This window comes from Mesonia aestuariivivens, assembly GCF_019311235.1.
GTDB lineage: Bacteria > Bacteroidota > Bacteroidia > Flavobacteriales > Flavobacteriaceae > Mesonia > Mesonia aestuariivivens.
The window spans coordinates 56,613-71,668 of sequence record NZ_JAHWDF010000011.1; the positions used below are offsets into that span (position 1 = coordinate 56,613).

12 protein-coding genes and 2 tRNA genes are annotated in these 15,056 nt (G+C 34.7%); 8 read left to right on the top strand and 6 right to left on the bottom strand.

Going from position 1 to position 15,056, the window contains the following annotated elements:
• Positions 1-111 precede the first annotated feature (111 nt).
• Entirely contained in the window at positions 112-702 is a 591-nt protein-coding gene (locus KW502_RS10975) for a hypothetical protein (protein WP_219040606.1), read from the top strand.
• Between the two features lie 163 nt (positions 703-865).
• On the top strand, positions 866-1,060 hold the full coding sequence (locus tag KW502_RS10980) for a hypothetical protein (RefSeq protein WP_219040607.1): 195 nt from the start codon (positions 866-868) through the stop codon (positions 1,058-1,060).
• On the opposite strand, the gene KW502_RS10985 is transcribed toward KW502_RS10980, so the two are convergent.
• On the bottom strand, positions 1,057-1,332 hold the full coding sequence (locus tag KW502_RS10985) for a hypothetical protein (protein ID WP_219040608.1): 276 nt from the start codon (positions 1,330-1,332) through the stop codon (positions 1,057-1,059). The two genes, KW502_RS10980 and KW502_RS10985, sit on opposite strands and share 4 nt — an antisense overlap.
• A 47-nt stretch (positions 1,333-1,379) precedes the next feature.
• Between KW502_RS10985 and KW502_RS10990 the strand changes: the two genes are divergently transcribed.
• The 6 genes from KW502_RS10990 to KW502_RS11015 all read left to right on the top strand — a co-directional run bounded on the left by KW502_RS10990 (position 1,380) and on the right by KW502_RS11015 (position 9,958).
• Positions 1,380-2,186, top strand: a complete 807-nt coding sequence (locus tag KW502_RS10990) for a hypothetical protein (RefSeq protein WP_219040609.1) — start codon at positions 1,380-1,382, stop codon at positions 2,184-2,186.
• Positions 2,186-2,698, top strand: a complete 513-nt coding sequence (locus KW502_RS10995) for a hypothetical protein (protein ID WP_219040610.1) — start codon at positions 2,186-2,188, stop codon at positions 2,696-2,698. Before KW502_RS10990 ends, KW502_RS10995 begins: the two co-directional genes overlap by 1 nt.
• Before the next feature lie 77 nt (positions 2,699-2,775).
• Positions 2,776-3,273, top strand: a complete 498-nt coding sequence (locus tag KW502_RS11000; RefSeq protein ID WP_219040611.1) for a hypothetical protein — start codon at positions 2,776-2,778, stop codon at positions 3,271-3,273.
• Positions 3,260-6,178: a phage tail tape measure protein gene (locus tag KW502_RS11005; protein WP_219040612.1), complete on the top strand. Its 2,919-nt coding sequence runs from the start codon at positions 3,260-3,262 to the stop codon at positions 6,176-6,178. The genes KW502_RS11000 and KW502_RS11005 overlap by 14 nt, the downstream gene beginning before the upstream one ends.
• Before the next feature lies 1 nt (position 6,179).
• Positions 6,180-8,168 (top strand): hypothetical protein, encoded by a 1,989-nt coding sequence (locus KW502_RS11010; RefSeq protein ID WP_219040613.1) that lies wholly within the window; start codon positions 6,180-6,182, stop codon positions 8,166-8,168.
• On the top strand, positions 8,165-9,958 hold the full coding sequence (locus KW502_RS11015) for a hypothetical protein (RefSeq protein WP_219040614.1): 1,794 nt from the start codon (positions 8,165-8,167) through the stop codon (positions 9,956-9,958). Before KW502_RS11010 ends, KW502_RS11015 begins: the two co-directional genes overlap by 4 nt.
• A gap of 17 nt (positions 9,959-9,975) precedes the next feature.
• On the opposite strand, the gene KW502_RS11020 is transcribed toward KW502_RS11015, so the two are convergent.
• From KW502_RS11020 to KW502_RS11040, 5 genes are all read right to left on the bottom strand, one after another.
• Positions 9,976-11,268: a tyrosine-type recombinase/integrase gene (locus KW502_RS11020; RefSeq protein ID WP_219040615.1), complete on the bottom strand. Its 1,293-nt coding sequence runs from the start codon at positions 11,266-11,268 to the stop codon at positions 9,976-9,978.
• Positions 11,269-11,326: 58 nt separating this feature from the next.
• A tRNA-Leu gene (locus KW502_RS11025) sits at positions 11,327-11,413 on the bottom strand.
• A 38-nt stretch (positions 11,414-11,451) separates the two neighbouring features.
• Positions 11,452-11,524, bottom strand: a tRNA-Gly gene (locus KW502_RS11030).
• An 89-nt stretch (positions 11,525-11,613) separates the two neighbouring features.
• Positions 11,614-14,205: a DNA mismatch repair protein MutS gene (mutS, locus tag KW502_RS11035; RefSeq protein ID WP_219040666.1), complete on the bottom strand. Its 2,592-nt coding sequence runs from the start codon at positions 14,203-14,205 to the stop codon at positions 11,614-11,616.
• Positions 14,206-14,386: 181 nt separating this feature from the next.
• Positions 14,387-14,989, bottom strand: a complete 603-nt coding sequence (locus KW502_RS11040; protein ID WP_219040616.1) for an FMN-dependent NADH-azoreductase — start codon at positions 14,987-14,989, stop codon at positions 14,387-14,389.
• Between the last annotated feature and the right edge of the window lie 67 nt (positions 14,990-15,056).

Consider the following 15,056-nt stretch of genomic DNA (forward strand, 5'->3'; position numbering starts at 1 on the left):
TCATCCTAAAAAACTTTTTTTAATTATTTGTGTGATTTATTTGCACACAATGTAAAAAGGTCTTATATTTGAAACATCAAACAATAAGTAATACATTAAAACTCGGAAATTATGGAAACTAGAAACAGATTAGTAAATCAAGAAACAAAAGAAAATTATTCATCACAAGATAGTGCAGGAATTTGGGAATATTATATTGAAGAAGGAGTTTTAAAATCTTCTGTAATTGGAGGTATTTCGGGCGATGATTTAGAACCGTCAGAAAATTGTGATAGCTTAGAAGATTTTGAAGCTGAAATTTCAGAACAGTTTACAGATCCTAGAGAAGATGAAGTTGAATTAGCTTTTTCCGGGTTGACCGAAGAAGAAAGAAAGGAGCAAGATAATTGGATTAAACTTAGGAATTTAATTAATAACGGTTATATAGTTCACGATCCGCAAACGGGTGAAGAATGGTTAACTAACATGGATGATTTATATATCATGACATATACCAATGGTGATACTTCAGAATGGAACACGGAAGAAGCAAAAGAAAGCGGAGTTGAATATGATGCTGAAGGTTATGTTCCTTCAGAGGTACAGGCTGGATATGTTAAAAAAGAAATTTACTACCAAAAAAACCAAGAAGTTAATAACCCTTGCGCATTATATGAGTTTGAAGTAACAGACGAAATGATTAGATGTAATAATGTAAATTAAAAAATCCGAGTCCCCGGCGATAACTTCAAAGGGGTTCGGATTTTTCAATTAATAACTCACTTAATTTAAACATTACGGAAACTATCACAATAAAATTTATCGAAGAAAAATGTTCGAAGAAGGAGAGTCTTTAAATAATCTAAACGAAGAAATTTTTAAATAATTGGATATTCACGAAAAAACCGTTAAAATTATAAAAGATTTCGGCTTTACTGGCCGTGGGAAAATCCCTGAAGTTTTGGGAATAAGCTATTCATTGTTCAATAATAAATTAAGCGATAAATCTAGAAATAAATTTTCTGAGAAAAATTATAAAGACCTTGTAAACTGGCTGAAAGATGAAGTAAAAAAACTTTAATAACTCTCCCATTCAATAATCCAACCGAATGTCGGCAACTCTTCATTGTGCAGTACTAAAATAGTTTCGTAATCTCTCTTATTATTCTGCACCGAATAGCTGTAATTTAAAAACGCCCGATTATGATACCAGGTAACTTTAAATCGTTCCATTCTCTTTGGCATTTCTAAACCTTTCATTTTACAGGCTTCCGCTAAGCGCACTTTACCGACCTTAATTAAAGTTTCTTTAATCGCTTCTGGGTGCGTATTTACGAAGGTTGGTTTTTTCAATTATTCCTGTCCTTTTTAAAAATTGAGTATTGCGCCAATTTAGCAATATGAAAATTAATATCAAACTACCGCAAACTTGGAACGAGCTTTCAGAAAAGCAATTGCAACATATTGCTGAAGGCTTAGAACATTATCGAAAACTACCCGAAGAAAAACAAGCCCATCCAAAATTTATCCAGAGGTTATACTTGCATCTCATCAAAAATTTACTGCGCGAGAATAGTTGGTTCAAAGTAAGAATTGCTTTACGACAAATACCGCCTTCGACCTATTTAGATCATTTTCAGTTTTTATTGAGTGAAAATAAACGGCATCAATTCCCGAAAGCTTTCAAACTCAAAGGTAAAACCTACTTCCCTCCTGCCGTTCGATTGCAGAATGTAAAAATGAAGGAGTTTTCATTTGCCGATACGCTTTTTTATCATTGGCGAGAAACCGTAAAGATCGATTACCTCAATTTACTTTGCGCTACCCTCTACCGCAAAAAAGGCGGTGAAAGTGAAATCGATAAACGTAAACCTTTTGAAAAACTTCTGGTCCAAAAAGAAGTCAGTTTGTTTGCAAAAATGCCTTACCGACAAAAGTTGGCCATCGCTTACGCTTACGAAGGCTCTCGAAATTACATCATCGGTTTATATCCACACGTATTCCCAAAACCAGTTGAAGCAGAACAGGATCCCGAGCAACCAAAAACCAAACCGGTTAAAGCCACTTACACGCCATTTGGTAAGTTGATCCATCATAAAGTTGGCTTCGATACTTCAAAAATTAAAGAGACCGAAGATCTTACGATCAATGAGTTCTTAAGTGTCTACGAAAATGAATTAGTCGAAATCGAAAAACAAAAACACTAATGGAAAACCAAGCCTTTACCCACAAACCTATTGTCGATTATTTTGAAAGTCTAAACGAAAAGTTGATTGATTTTAATGAAAATTCATTCTTCCGTATGGATCTAGACGAATTATTCGGGGCTTTTAGATCGGGCATAACATTCCCTTGTATGACCACAGAATCACCAGAAGGTGATGCTGGCGAAAGCACGCTTTCAAATTCTGTAATTGGTCGGTTTTGGGCGTTTACCATCTACCAAAACCCCGAACGTAGTAATGCTCAAGAGCAAAACCAAATGCTTGATGAGTGCGAGCGCATTGGTTTAAAAATAGTTTCTCGTATGCGTTTTGATGCTCGAAACCCGGAGCATCTTCTTTACAATAAATTTAAAGCTGCCTCGGTAAAGTGGGTTAAAGTAGGTCCCGTCTTTACAGAAAATTTGTACGGCTATCGTTTCTCTGGAGAGTTCAAAGATAACGAAGCGCTAAAGATAAAAGCAGAAGATTGGAGCGACCTCGATACCGTGTGTTAATTGAGTCTGCATCGAGCGTAGTTAAGATGTCCTTTTTTTAAATAGGAGTACTCGCCAAATTGCTTAAAAATTGAGCAATGGCCAGAAACGCTGAGCAACAAAAAATATTCAATAAAGAACGCTACATTGGGCGTAAAGCTGCAAAAATGGCTCAGGACTATGTCTTGCAGTTGCTCAAGCAAAAATTACATATTCGCAACCAAGGAGATCCCAAGAACGATATCAAACCCATTTTAGAGGCAACAAAAGTAAAAGCTAAAATGGGCGATTTCCGTTTGTTAGGCTTAAACTTTACTTCTTCTAAAATAGGTTTTATTCAGCATTTTGGTTTTACAGGAACTCGCGGAGCTTCAACCGTAATTTTAGAAGCCGAGCGATATCATAAAAATGCCACGCAGCGTGATTCCTCGAGTGTTAATCTTCCTTCAAAAGATTTTTATGAAAACATCTACCAAAAAAGTGGCGCTATTGATTACCTGGTTAAAGCCTTGGCAGAAACAAGAATCGATGCCGTAAAAGCAACGGTTAATAGTCTGGTTGTTCAACTTAATACACAAGACGATGGCCGTAAATAATTCTCAATTCAATCTTACCATTCGTGTAAATGGTAAAGAGGTAAAAAACACCCTTAACGGAGTTGGTAAGGAACTTCGCTCACTACGTTCGCGTACCAAAAACTTAACCGAAGGCACAGAAGAATGGCATCGCGCGAATAAAGAACTCGCCAAGACAGAGAAGATTTACGATGATATGAAAAAAAATCAGCGTGAACTTCTTAATGAGACTAAAAAAAACATTACCGCTCAAGAAGATCACAATGCCACGCTTAACGAGTTTGGGGGTAATATCTCACAAGCTTTCCAAGCCTTAAAAGCAGGTGATCTCGTTGGTTTTCGTACAGCAATGTTTGGAGTAGCCGGTGGATTAAAAGCAGCTACAAGAGCCGGGCTTGCATTTTTAGCAACTCCTATCGGTATTGGAGCTGCTGCATTAACCTCAATAGTTTTAGGGGTTAAAAGATGGTTTGACTACAATAAAGAAATTGCAGAAACCATAAAGCTTACTGAGCAACTTACAGGTTTTGACGGTCGGCGTTTATCTCAATTTCGCGCTGCTGTTCAAGCAACTTCAGAAACTTTTGACAAGGAATATAACGAAGTTTTAAAAAGCGCTAATTCGCTCGCCAAACAAATGGGCATCACCCAAGAAGAAGCACTAGATTTAATTAATCAAGGCTTTGTAAGAGGCGCAGATGCTCAGGGAGATTTTTTAAGTAAGTTAGAAGAATATCCTGTGCAATTTAAAAATGCAGGTTATTCAGCACAAGACTTTATCGATATAGCTACTCAGGAAGCTACCGGTGGCATCTACAACGATAAGTTGATCGATGCTATCAAAGAAGCAGATCTTGCTTTAAAAGAAATGACCCAAACGCAAAAAGATGCTCTAGAAAACGCTTTCGGTAAAAAATTCGCAGAAGAATTAGCTAATGGATTACAAACAGGAAAATTAACTACTGAAGATGCTATTAATTCTATAATTTCTAAATCTAATGAACTCGGTTTAAATCTTCAGCAAAAACAACAACTGGTTGCAGATGTATTTAAAGGCGCAGGTGAAGATGCCGGTGGTTTTGAAGAAATTATTAAAAACATAAATGAAGCATTTGACGAAGAAAATAAAAAGCTTAATGAAAACGAAGAGGCTACTCAACGTTTAGTTGATGCTAATACAGAATACGAGCAGGCATTAGCAGATTTGTTTGATGCTTCGCAAAGTGGTTTTCCGGCAATGCTTTCAAACCTTGAAGCTATTACTACAGAAATAATGACTGGAGTTCTTGAAGGTTTTAGGTTGATGTTTACTTCAATTGAACAATTAAAAGAACAGGCAGGTTTAGACGGGCAAAGTGAAGCTGTAAAAAGAATCACAGAAAACGTAAAAGAGTTTGGCACTACTTACGATGAGGAGGCTAGAATTCAAATGGAAGCAACCGCTAAGAATATTGAGCGCTTAAAACAAAAAGTTACAGAAGAAGAAGATAAGTGGTTTGGCGATCCTGAAGAATACAAAGTGCAGCTTTCTAAAGCAGAAGCTTACTATGAAGAACTTAAAAAAATTGCACAAGGTACTAGTAAAGAGTTAGAAATATATTTAAAAGAAACAACTCCAGATAATTCTAACTCAAAAAATTTAGGTGCTAAAAAAACAGAAGATGAACTAAAAGCAGAAAAAGAACGAGCTAAGAAATTACTTGAGCTGAAGCTTGAGTATGATCAAATGGAAAAAGACCGGTTAGCGGTTCTCGAATCTGAAAAACTCAAATTAAAACGTGATGCCGCTCTAGCAGAAGCAAATGAATTACACGCTTCTAAAGAATTATTACAAAAAATTGAAGATGAATGGAAAGTCCGAATTGATGAAGCAGAAGAGAAAGAACGTGAAGAAAAACTTGAAAAAATTCGAGAATTTGAAGAGCGCAAACGTGAACTTTTAAACGAACTCGAATTAGCGAAAGCCGAAACAGATCAGGAAAAGGATGAGATAAAAAAAGAGCAAGAGCTTGAAAAAGAAGAACTAGCATACCAAAAAGCCGAAGAAGATTTTAAGGCAGAAATCGAACGGCTTCAGTTAAATGAAGAAGAGAAAAATGCAGTTTTGCAAGCCCTTAAAGAAAGTCACGAGGCAACCTTGGCAGGGATTCACGAAAAATGGAAAAATAAAGAAATCCAAAAAGAAGAAGAAATTCAGCAAGCTAAAAGAAAGCTTTGGAATGATTCTTTAAACGCAGCTATTTCTTTTGCAGGAGAAGAATCAAAAGTTGGGCAGATATTATTACTTGCTAAACAAGTAATGGCTGCTAGGGAGATGGTAATTGATTTTAATAAATTCAATCAAAAAATCGCTCTTCAAAAAGCAGAAGCAACAGGTAATATTGCCACAGGTTTTACCGAAACTGCTAAAGTTGGTTTTCCACAAAACATTCCATTAATTATTGGTTTTACAGCACAGGTTGCAGGTATTATTTCTACAATTAAACAAGCAGCATCTGCAGGAAAATCTGCAAAAAAAGGCTTTGCTAAAGGTGGCTTTACAGATATGTTCGGGCAGGGTTATAAAGACGGGTCCGGTCACGAAGTGGCGGGAGTGGTCCATACCAATGAATATGTGGTACCGGAGATTGTAAGAAGTGATCCCGAAGTTCCTCAAATTCTAGATTACCTGGAAACCAAACGTAAAAAGAAACTTGGTTTATATGCCACTGGTGGCGATACGGCAAACGAATATTCAAGTTCAGGATCTGCATCAGCTTCAAGTTCTTCATTTGGAAATTCGAAAATTGAAAGGTTGTTAGAAAATATTCTCTTAGCAACTTCAGAAAATAGAGATATTTTGTTTGGTTCCGAGGCTGAATTGAAACGCCAGGAGCTACAAAAGAAACTCGACAAATTAAAAGATAGCACTCAAATAAAAAATTAATATGGCTTTTAACCCTACCACTACTAATTTAAATTATCAAAAGTATTCAGGAGTTGTCCCTGTACAGCAGGTAGAACTCTCCTTTTCAAACCGTTTAAATTATTCTAATATAGCTAATTGGGAGTTTATTACCCCTAACTGGTTAACTGCTATTTTTCAAGATTCTGTTGTAGATGATGAGGGTGGTTTGGTTAGCTTTATTTTTACGCTTACTCTTAATTCTAATTTTGCTAATAATTTACCGATAGGTTTACACCAATCAAATTACAAGGTAAAATTTAATTTTTCAGGAATTGGTGCGGGTTTAAGTAATAGTGTTACCTATACAAGTTTAGTAACTGCTCAAATTACAACTTATATACCTTTAAGTATTTCTCAATCGGCATTTACTTTTCAGCATTACATAGATGAGCCTGTACCTGATGCAGAATATTTACAAATAACCACACAAAATAATTGGTCTTTGGTTACCAATAAGCCTTGGTTAGTTGTTAGTGAAACCACAGGTATTGGAAGCCAAATGATAAGCATAGGTGTTAATTCTGCAGGAATGTCTCCCGGTTTGTACACCGCTAATTTCTTAGTAGACGATGGTAACTCTTCAAAACAAGGTGCGGTAAACTATTTAATAAGGTCAGATGGTACAGAAGAAGATTATATATCTGTTACACCAGAGCAAATTTTATTTTCAGAAGCAGTTGGGGCTTCCTCTCAGAGTAATGCTAGCATTTCTGTAGATACAAGTGAAAATTTAACGCTAACTTCAACTGTTAATTGGTTGCAATTAGAAACTACCAATTTACCGTCAGGAGCCTCTACATTTCTTGTTCATGCTCAAAACACACAAATTTTACAAGCAGGAAGCTATCCTGCTGAAATAAATTTAGAAGGGCAAAATGTTAGTTTTTCAATTCAAGTTCTACTTTTAATTGTAGAAGAGAGTTCTTCTGGTTTATCTAATTTTAGCTTTTATTTTGCGCACGCCCGTAACCGATTAAATTTAACTAACGGCACACCTAATGCAGAAGTAATTTTAGATTTCACGACACAAGGCACTTTAAGCCAAAAAAAATACAAAAAGAAAATTCCTTATTTTCAAAACTCGCTTTCTACTGTAATTGGCTTAGAAACAGAAACATTATTAAAACCCCAAGAACTACCACCTCTTTTTACGCATTTTTTTAGACCCATAATACCTATACAAATGGATCTAAAGATTTACAATAAAACCATCGGGAGCCCCTCTAATAATTTGCTTGAAGAATATTTTGGTTTAAAATGGATTAACGGAAAGCATCCAAAAATTAGTCTATCTGAATTTTTTAATGAAAATGATATAGAACAAAATTCACCTAATGGCAATCATTTCTACAGATTAACATATTTGCCAAAAAAACAATATTTACCAAAAGATGCTGTCATCGCTTTTTCTGTATATAGCCAAGAGCCATTACCTAATGCAATTCTCTACGCTAATGGTATTAACTATGTGCTAAATGTAAATGTGCCACATACAAATATTTACACTTGTTTTGTGAATCTTTCAGATTACAATGTAAACGTAGGTGATAAGCTCTTTCTTAATTCCTGGGGCGTTTATTCTGACATTGTGATTAAAGAAGCCTCTTTACCTACAAATCAAATTATCTGGCTTAATGAGTGGGATTGTCCAGAAATATTTAACTGCACAGGTAAATTAGTTCTAACAACAGAAGATGGCAATGAAGAGGCTACTTTTCAACAAGAAGGTCGAGAATATACTAAAACTATAGGAGTAAAAGAACCACGTTCATTTAAAATTGATACCGGCGAGATTTACAACCAAGGAGAAATTAATTTTTTGTCTTCTATTATTCGCTCCAAAAAAATATGGCTTCAGCTAGAAGATAAACGCTATGAAGTAATTAAAAATTTTAGAAGTATAGACACGTTCGAGAGTAGAAAATTTGAAAATGACTTTAGTTTAAATTTTGATCTAGCAAAAAAATGATAGTATTTCAAACCAAAACTTTTCAATGGGATTTAAGTGCTTATGGTGTAAACTTAAAAGAAGAAAACTCATTATTTACAGACACTATTCATCAAAGCTATTCGCTTCCTTTTACGGCAAAAACAGACCAAGAGCTGAAAGAAAAATTAAATCTGGTTACCTCAGATAACATAATTAATCAGAAAACAAAAATTGAAGGAAAATTATTATTACACAATAAATATTTTGATGCAATTCTGTATTTAGAAGATTACAATGATGTAATGATAGAATGTGTTTTGAAATATGGTAGCGATATTCTGCCAATTTACGAAACACATCTTAAAAATTTAGGATGGCCAGTTATTATTGCTCAAAACCTTATCTATCATGCTAAAACTAAAGCTTCTCTAAATTGGCCGCAAACAGGTTATAACTTTCCTATGGTTTACCATCCAGAAATTACTAAAGGAGATAATTACGGTAGATATTTAGGTTTTGTAAATAATTTTAGCAACGGTAATTATTTATCTAACGAGGTGGTAACAGAAACTAATGATGACAATGAAAGCGAAGAGGTTTATGTAAATAGAAATGTCATGGTACCATTTCCTTACCTCTTAGAAATTCTAAAATTTGGTTATGCAAAAGCAGGAAAACAAGTAGTAGGAGAAATTTTCACCAATCAAGATTTAAGAAAAGCAATGTACATCCCTCAAAACTATTTAGAGCGTTTTGACAGCAATGAATATTTAAACTTTTCTTTTGGTCAAAGAACTTCTGCAGTACAACTTGAAGGACAGATGTACAACACTTATGAAACTATATTTAACCCTACCAAACCCGGGTCTTACAAACTTGATTTTAATATTAATCTGCCTCCAGGCTTAGCAGATGTTTTTGAATTAAAAATTTATAGAAAAGATATTCTTTCTCAAGAATTAACACTTTTAAATAGTTACATTTCTAATTATACGAGAGTACAATTAGAAGAGAAACTCACTATTAATGTAGATGCTGCAGATAATTACGACCCTATAGTTGTTCAGCTTCGTTTGCGTTATACACAACTCAATATTTCTGCTTACAACAATTTTGAATTTTCATTTAGTGGCGGCCAATTAAACGTATTCCCAAAAGTATTCTCTTTGTCAGATTTTATGCCCGACATGAAATTTGGTGAATATGTTAACCTTTTAAAAAATTGGCTAAATTTAGACATAAAGCCAAAAGGAAGATTAGTGCAAATTGATTTTGTAGAGAATAACATTCTTGAGAAACCAATAAAAGATCATGAACATTTAAAAACACCTGGTGCCAAATGGAGAAGCAATAATAATCGTTTTTATAAACTATCATACAAAAATGGAGAAACTATTTATTACGACAAGACTGGGCAGGTGTTTTCTGATCTTGAGCAAAATAAAGAAGATATTATCTCTCTAGAGATGGATTTACAGCCGGCTTTAGTAGAAAGTAATAGAAATGTAATCACCGCAGTCGCGCCTAAAGATAATGCTAAGTTAGATTTCTGTTTATACGGTGGTTTAGGTGTTAAGCCACTATGCGATGCTTCATTGTCACAAGCATTAAGTTTGCAGAATGTAAAAGATAATTTCTGGAATAAATGGCTCTATTTTAGAATAAACTCTAAAACATTAAAAGAAAACTTTAAATGTTCTGTGTTTGAAGATATTTCAATTAGTGAATATAGCAAGAAATACAATGAAATTCATATAATAAGAAAATTAAATAAAAAATTTATATCAGAAACATTGATGAAAGTAGATGTAGAGAGTGAAATTTTTTAAAGCTTTATTAAATATTACTAAATATCAATCGTATAAATATCTGAATGATCTGCAGGGATTGATTTTTTATGATGACGTAAATAATTCTTTATCCCGGCAACAGATTTATGGCCAGTAATTGGCATTAATTCAAATAGAATTTGTTGTTGGGGTAAACCGTCATCAACTTTAGAATTGTAAAGGTCTAATATTGCGGTATGCCGAAAAGAATACAACCCATATTCTCGACCAAAGCCTAGTTTGTCTTTTATTTTTCTGAAGCGTTTACCAAAATGATCAGTTCTACTTTTTAAAGTCGCATCGCTCCAATCTTTGGGTTGATCTAAATTTGTAAAAACGTGAAAATTTGGCGGTTCATTTTCAAGTTTCAATTCTTTTATAGAAGGCTCAAGCTTTTTGATGATCCTTCGGTAACTCAAAACTTCGGTTTTAGTTTTCACTTTCAACATCGAAAGTTCGCTATCAATATCTTTCACTTGTAAACGACAAATCTCTCTAACGCGAAGTAATGGGTACATCATAAACCGAATGATATGAATCAGGTAAGGATCCTCTTTGAGTACCGCTTTTTTGATTTGCTCTAATTCCTTTAATGTAAATGCTTTATTGTTGACTGGCTCCTGATCAACCTTCGGAATGTCTTTTACAAAGTTTTCAGCGATAATACGTTCTTTCTTTAAGGTCCCGAATAATGAAGAAAGCGATCGCTTGGTATTATTGATTGAAGTTCCGCTCAAACTGTCTCCTGTTTTCGGGTTTACATATTCAAATCTTAGGTAATCGAAAAACTGATAAAATTCATCGATCCCAAATTTTCGCACGTCCATTCCCAGGTAACCATTAATTTTGGCCCACTCCAAAAACTTATTCAAATGAAAATTATAACCGTTAAGTGTGGCGGTAGATTTGGAGCTTTCCAATATTTTATAAGAAAATTGGAGAGCTTCTTTCAATAACATCGAATCGCGAGAATTCCTTTCTTCGATGGTCGTATTTGTTAAGGGATTCCAACCCCGATCGAGTGCAACTTGCAAAGCTGATTGAAGTGACTTTGCTGCAGCATTTCTTTCTGCAGGAGTTTTTAAGCGGTTGATGTCTTTCCTAAAGGTAAATAATTTATCTAGCGGGCCATCTTTTTCGGTGCGCCAATAAAAATAAACGTGCCATCTGCTTTTTGCACTTACCGACGGCCTTCCATTCTTACGAGGAATATAAATTTTCGGATTAGAATATCGTTTTTTCTTCATAGAAAACTCAAAAAAACTATGGCCGTTTCTATTTCCATTTGTTTCGTTCTCGTCTTTTTTCATATTAAAAAAGTCGAGGCTAAAAACACGAAAACCCCTGTAAAAACAGAGGTTTTGCGCTTGGTACTCGGGACGGGACTTGAACCCGTACGAACTAATGTTCATTGGATTTTAAGTCCAACGTGTCTACCAATTCCACCACCCGAGCCTATATATTTTATATGATATTTAGACTTGTCTACTCAGAGCGAAAAACGGGATTCGAACCCGCGACCTCCACCTTGGCAAGGTGGCGCTCTACCAGCTGAGCTATTTTCGCGTTAAGCTATGTTTAAGAACGTTTGTCACTCAATTGCGGATGCAAATTTAATCTTTTTCTACATTCGCACAAACTTTTTCTAAAAAAAATTAAACTTTTTTTGCTGCTGGGTTTGCAGGCTTTAGCATTCGCTTAATTTCATTCAATTTCATCAGGGCCTCTACCGGTGTAAGTGTATCTATATCAACCCGTAAGATTTCTTCTTTAATTTCTTCTAATAAAGGATCGTCTAATTGAAAAAAACTGAGTTGTGGTTCTTGCTCTGCTGCTTCTTTTAAATTTCCGCTTAATTCTTCACTTCCGTGAGACTTTTCTAGCTTCTTTAAAATTTTATTTGCTCTGTATAAAACTTGCTGAGGCATTCCTGCCATTTTTGCTACGTGAATACCAAAGCTATGTTCACTTCCGCCAGGGATAAGTTTCCGTAGAAATAACACGTTATCTTTTAATTCTTTTACAGATACATTATAGTTCTTTATTCGCGGGAAGCTTTGCGTCATTTCATTCAATTCATGATAATGTGTTGCAAATAGAGTTTTTGGTTTTGCAGGGTGCTCATGCAAGTATTCACTAATTGCCCAAGCGATAGAAATACCATCGTAAGTACTGGTTCCTCGACCTATTTCGTCTAATAAAACTAAACTACGATCTGAGATGTTATTTAAGATATTAGCCGTTTCATTCATCTCTACCATAAAAGTAGATTCTCCCATACTAATATTATCACTCGCTCCTACTCGTGTAAATATTTTATCGACCAAACCAATTTCTGCGGCTTTGGCGGGAACAAAACTCCCCATTTGCGCTAATAATACGATTAAAGCAGTTTGGCGTAATATTGCAGACTTACCACTCATATTAGGGCCGGTAATCATAATCATTTGCTGCTCTTCTCGATCTAGCTGTACATCGTTGGTTACATAAGCTTCACCAACGGGTAATTGCTTTTCTATCACAGGGTGGCGACCTTCTTTAATTAGAAGACCGTAATTATCTGTGATCACTGGCATGCAATAATTGTCTTGTTGTGCTAATTGTGCAAAAGAGCATAAACAATCTAGTTTCCCTATTAAGATAGCATTTTGTTGAACGGCTTTGATGTAATCATTAATCCAACTAATTAATTTCTGAAAAATGTCTTGCTCTAGGGTATGTATTTTTTCTTCAGCTCCTAAAATTTTTGCTTCATATTCTTTTAATTCTTCCGTAATGTAACGTTCAGAACTCACTAAAGTTTGCTTTCTTACCCAAGATTCTGGTACTTTATCTTTATGTGTATTTCTTACTTCTATATAGTACCCAAAAACATTATTACTAGCTATTTTTAAGCTGGTAATCCCAGTAGCTTCTATTTCTCGAGCTACCATTTTATCTAAATAATCTTTACCTGAAAAAGCTATTTTTCTAAGTTCATCTAATTCTTCAGAAAATCCGTTAGCAATGGCATTTCCTTTTATAATATTTACAGGAGCTTCTTCGTGCAGACATTCTTCTATTTTTTGGCGAAGTAATTCGCACGACTGCAAATTCTCACCAATTACTTTTAGGGCTTCTTGGCTTGAAGTACTAGCTACTTCTTTTATAGGAACAATCGCGTCTAACGAATTTTTGAGTTGAACTACTTCTCGTGGATTAATTTTTTGTGTAGCAACTTTAGAAATTAAACGTTCTAAATCTCCAATTTTTTTAATTTGCTGTTGAATTTCTTGCTGTAATTCTGAATTTTGCAAGAAATGAGAAACCACCTGATGGCGTTGTTCTATTTTTTCGGTATTTTTTAAAGGAAGCGCTAACCAACGCTTTAACATTCTTCCTCCCATGGGAGAAATAGTTTTATCGATTACATCTAACAAAGTAACCGCATGTTGCGCATTAGCGTGATATAATTCTAGATTTCTGATGGTAAAACGATCCATCCAAACATATTCTTCTTCAGCAATTCTAACGACGGAAGTAATATGCTGAAGTCTATGATGCTGGGTTTCTCCCAAATAATACAACACTGCTCCAGAAGCAATTATACCTTCTTCTAAATGTTGAATCCCAAAACCTTTTAACGATTTGGTCTGAAAATGATTATGTAACGTTTCCTCTGCATAATCGGGTTTGAAAATCCAATCTTCTAGGTAAAAAGTATGAAAGTCATTTCCGAATTTTTCTGAAAATTCTTTTTTAAATTTCTTCGGAATTAAAACTTCACTAGGACTGAAATTCTGAAGTAATTTATCTACATATTCTGGTTGTCCTTGTGCGGTTAAGAATTCTCCCGTCGAAACATCTAAAAAAGAGACCCCCAAAGATTTTTTACCAAAATGAACGGCACACAAAAAATTATTGGTTTTGCTTTGTAAAACCTCATCGTTAAGTGCTACACCTGGAGTAACCAATTCTGTAACTCCACGTTTTACAATTTTTTTGGTTTGCTTAGGATCTTCTAATTGATCACAAATAGCTACTCGCTCTCCCGCTTTTACCAATTTTGGCAAATACGTATTTAATGAATGATGAGGAAAACCTGCTAACTCAGACCTTTCGCCTCCATTATTACGATTGGTGAGTACAATATTTAAAATTTTTGAAGCCTTGACGGCATCTTCTCCAAAGGTTTCGTAAAAATCTCCTACTCTAAATAACAATAAAGCATCAGGATACTTCGCTTTAATAGCGTTGTATTGCTTCATTAACGGGGTAACTTTAGTGACTTTTTTTGCAGACAAAATGCTTTCTTTTTAAGACCGCGATAAAAATAAGAATTCTGCCAACTTTTATAAACTTCCGCAGAAAATACTTATAGAAACTTCTTAACAACACTAGCCCGAAAGTTTCCTTTCGGACTAACATATAAACTAAGAAAAAATAAATTTAAATAACTGCAGCTTCTACAGCTTTTTCTAAAGCAGTTTCTTTTAATTCTGGGATAGCAACTCCCTCTACGCGATAGGTCGTAACATCTTCTATCCCTATAAAGTTAAATACTGTATTTAAATATGGCGCTACAAAATCTACTTCTTTCATCGCTCCTTCAGAATATACTCCTCCAGAACTCATAGCGATGTATGCCTTTTTCCCTTTCATTAAACCTTCAGGTCCATCTTCTGTGTATCTAAAAGTTACACCTGCTCTACACACATAATCTAACCAGTTTTTTTGTAAAGAATGAATTCCAAAATTATATAATGGAGCGCCAACAACAAGAATATCTGCTTCTTCTATTTTCTGAATAGCTTCTTGAGATAAAGCCAATGCCTTTTTTTGACGTTCATTTAACTCTTCTGGAGTAGCACTTGCAAAAGCTCCTAAAATCTCTCCGTCTAAGTGCTGAAATTCTTTTTGAATTAAGTTGTACTCCTCTACCTTTGCCTCTGGATATTTTGAAGTTAATTTCTCAACGATTTCATTTCCTAATTTTATGCTAAAAGAATTTTCTCCTAACGGACTTGCTAAAACGTGCAATATATTTTTCATAATTAACTATTTTATTTTCTTTATACAAAGTTAATTATCTTTACCGTCTAAACCTCGCTACTTTCAA

What these genes read in the sequence shown, in the direction of transcription:
- KW502_RS10995 (WP_219040610.1), top strand. Translation starts at nt 2,186, where the DNA reads ATGGAAAACCAAGCCTTTACCCACAAACCTATTGTCGATTATTTTGAA.
- KW502_RS11015 (WP_219040614.1), top strand. Translation starts at nt 8,165, where the DNA reads ATGATAGTATTTCAAACCAAAACTTTTCAATGGGATTTAAGTGCTTAT.
- KW502_RS11000 (WP_219040611.1), top strand. Translation starts at nt 2,776, where the DNA reads ATGGCCAGAAACGCTGAGCAACAAAAAATATTCAATAAAGAACGCTAC.
- KW502_RS11020 (WP_219040615.1), bottom strand. Translation starts at nt 11,268, where the DNA reads ATGAAAAAAGACGAGAACGAAACAAATGGAAATAGAAACGGCCATAGT.
- KW502_RS11010 (WP_219040613.1), top strand. Translation starts at nt 6,180, where the DNA reads ATGGCTTTTAACCCTACCACTACTAATTTAAATTATCAAAAGTATTCA.
- KW502_RS11005 (WP_219040612.1), top strand. Translation starts at nt 3,260, where the DNA reads ATGGCCGTAAATAATTCTCAATTCAATCTTACCATTCGTGTAAATGGT.
- mutS (WP_219040666.1), bottom strand. Translation starts at nt 14,205, where the DNA reads ATGAAGCAATACAACGCTATTAAAGCGAAGTATCCTGATGCTTTATTG.
- KW502_RS10990 (WP_219040609.1), top strand. Translation starts at nt 1,380, where the DNA reads ATGAAAATTAATATCAAACTACCGCAAACTTGGAACGAGCTTTCAGAA.
- KW502_RS10975 (WP_219040606.1), top strand. Translation starts at nt 112, where the DNA reads ATGGAAACTAGAAACAGATTAGTAAATCAAGAAACAAAAGAAAATTAT.
- KW502_RS11040 (WP_219040616.1), bottom strand. Translation starts at nt 14,989, where the DNA reads ATGAAAAATATATTGCACGTTTTAGCAAGTCCGTTAGGAGAAAATTCT.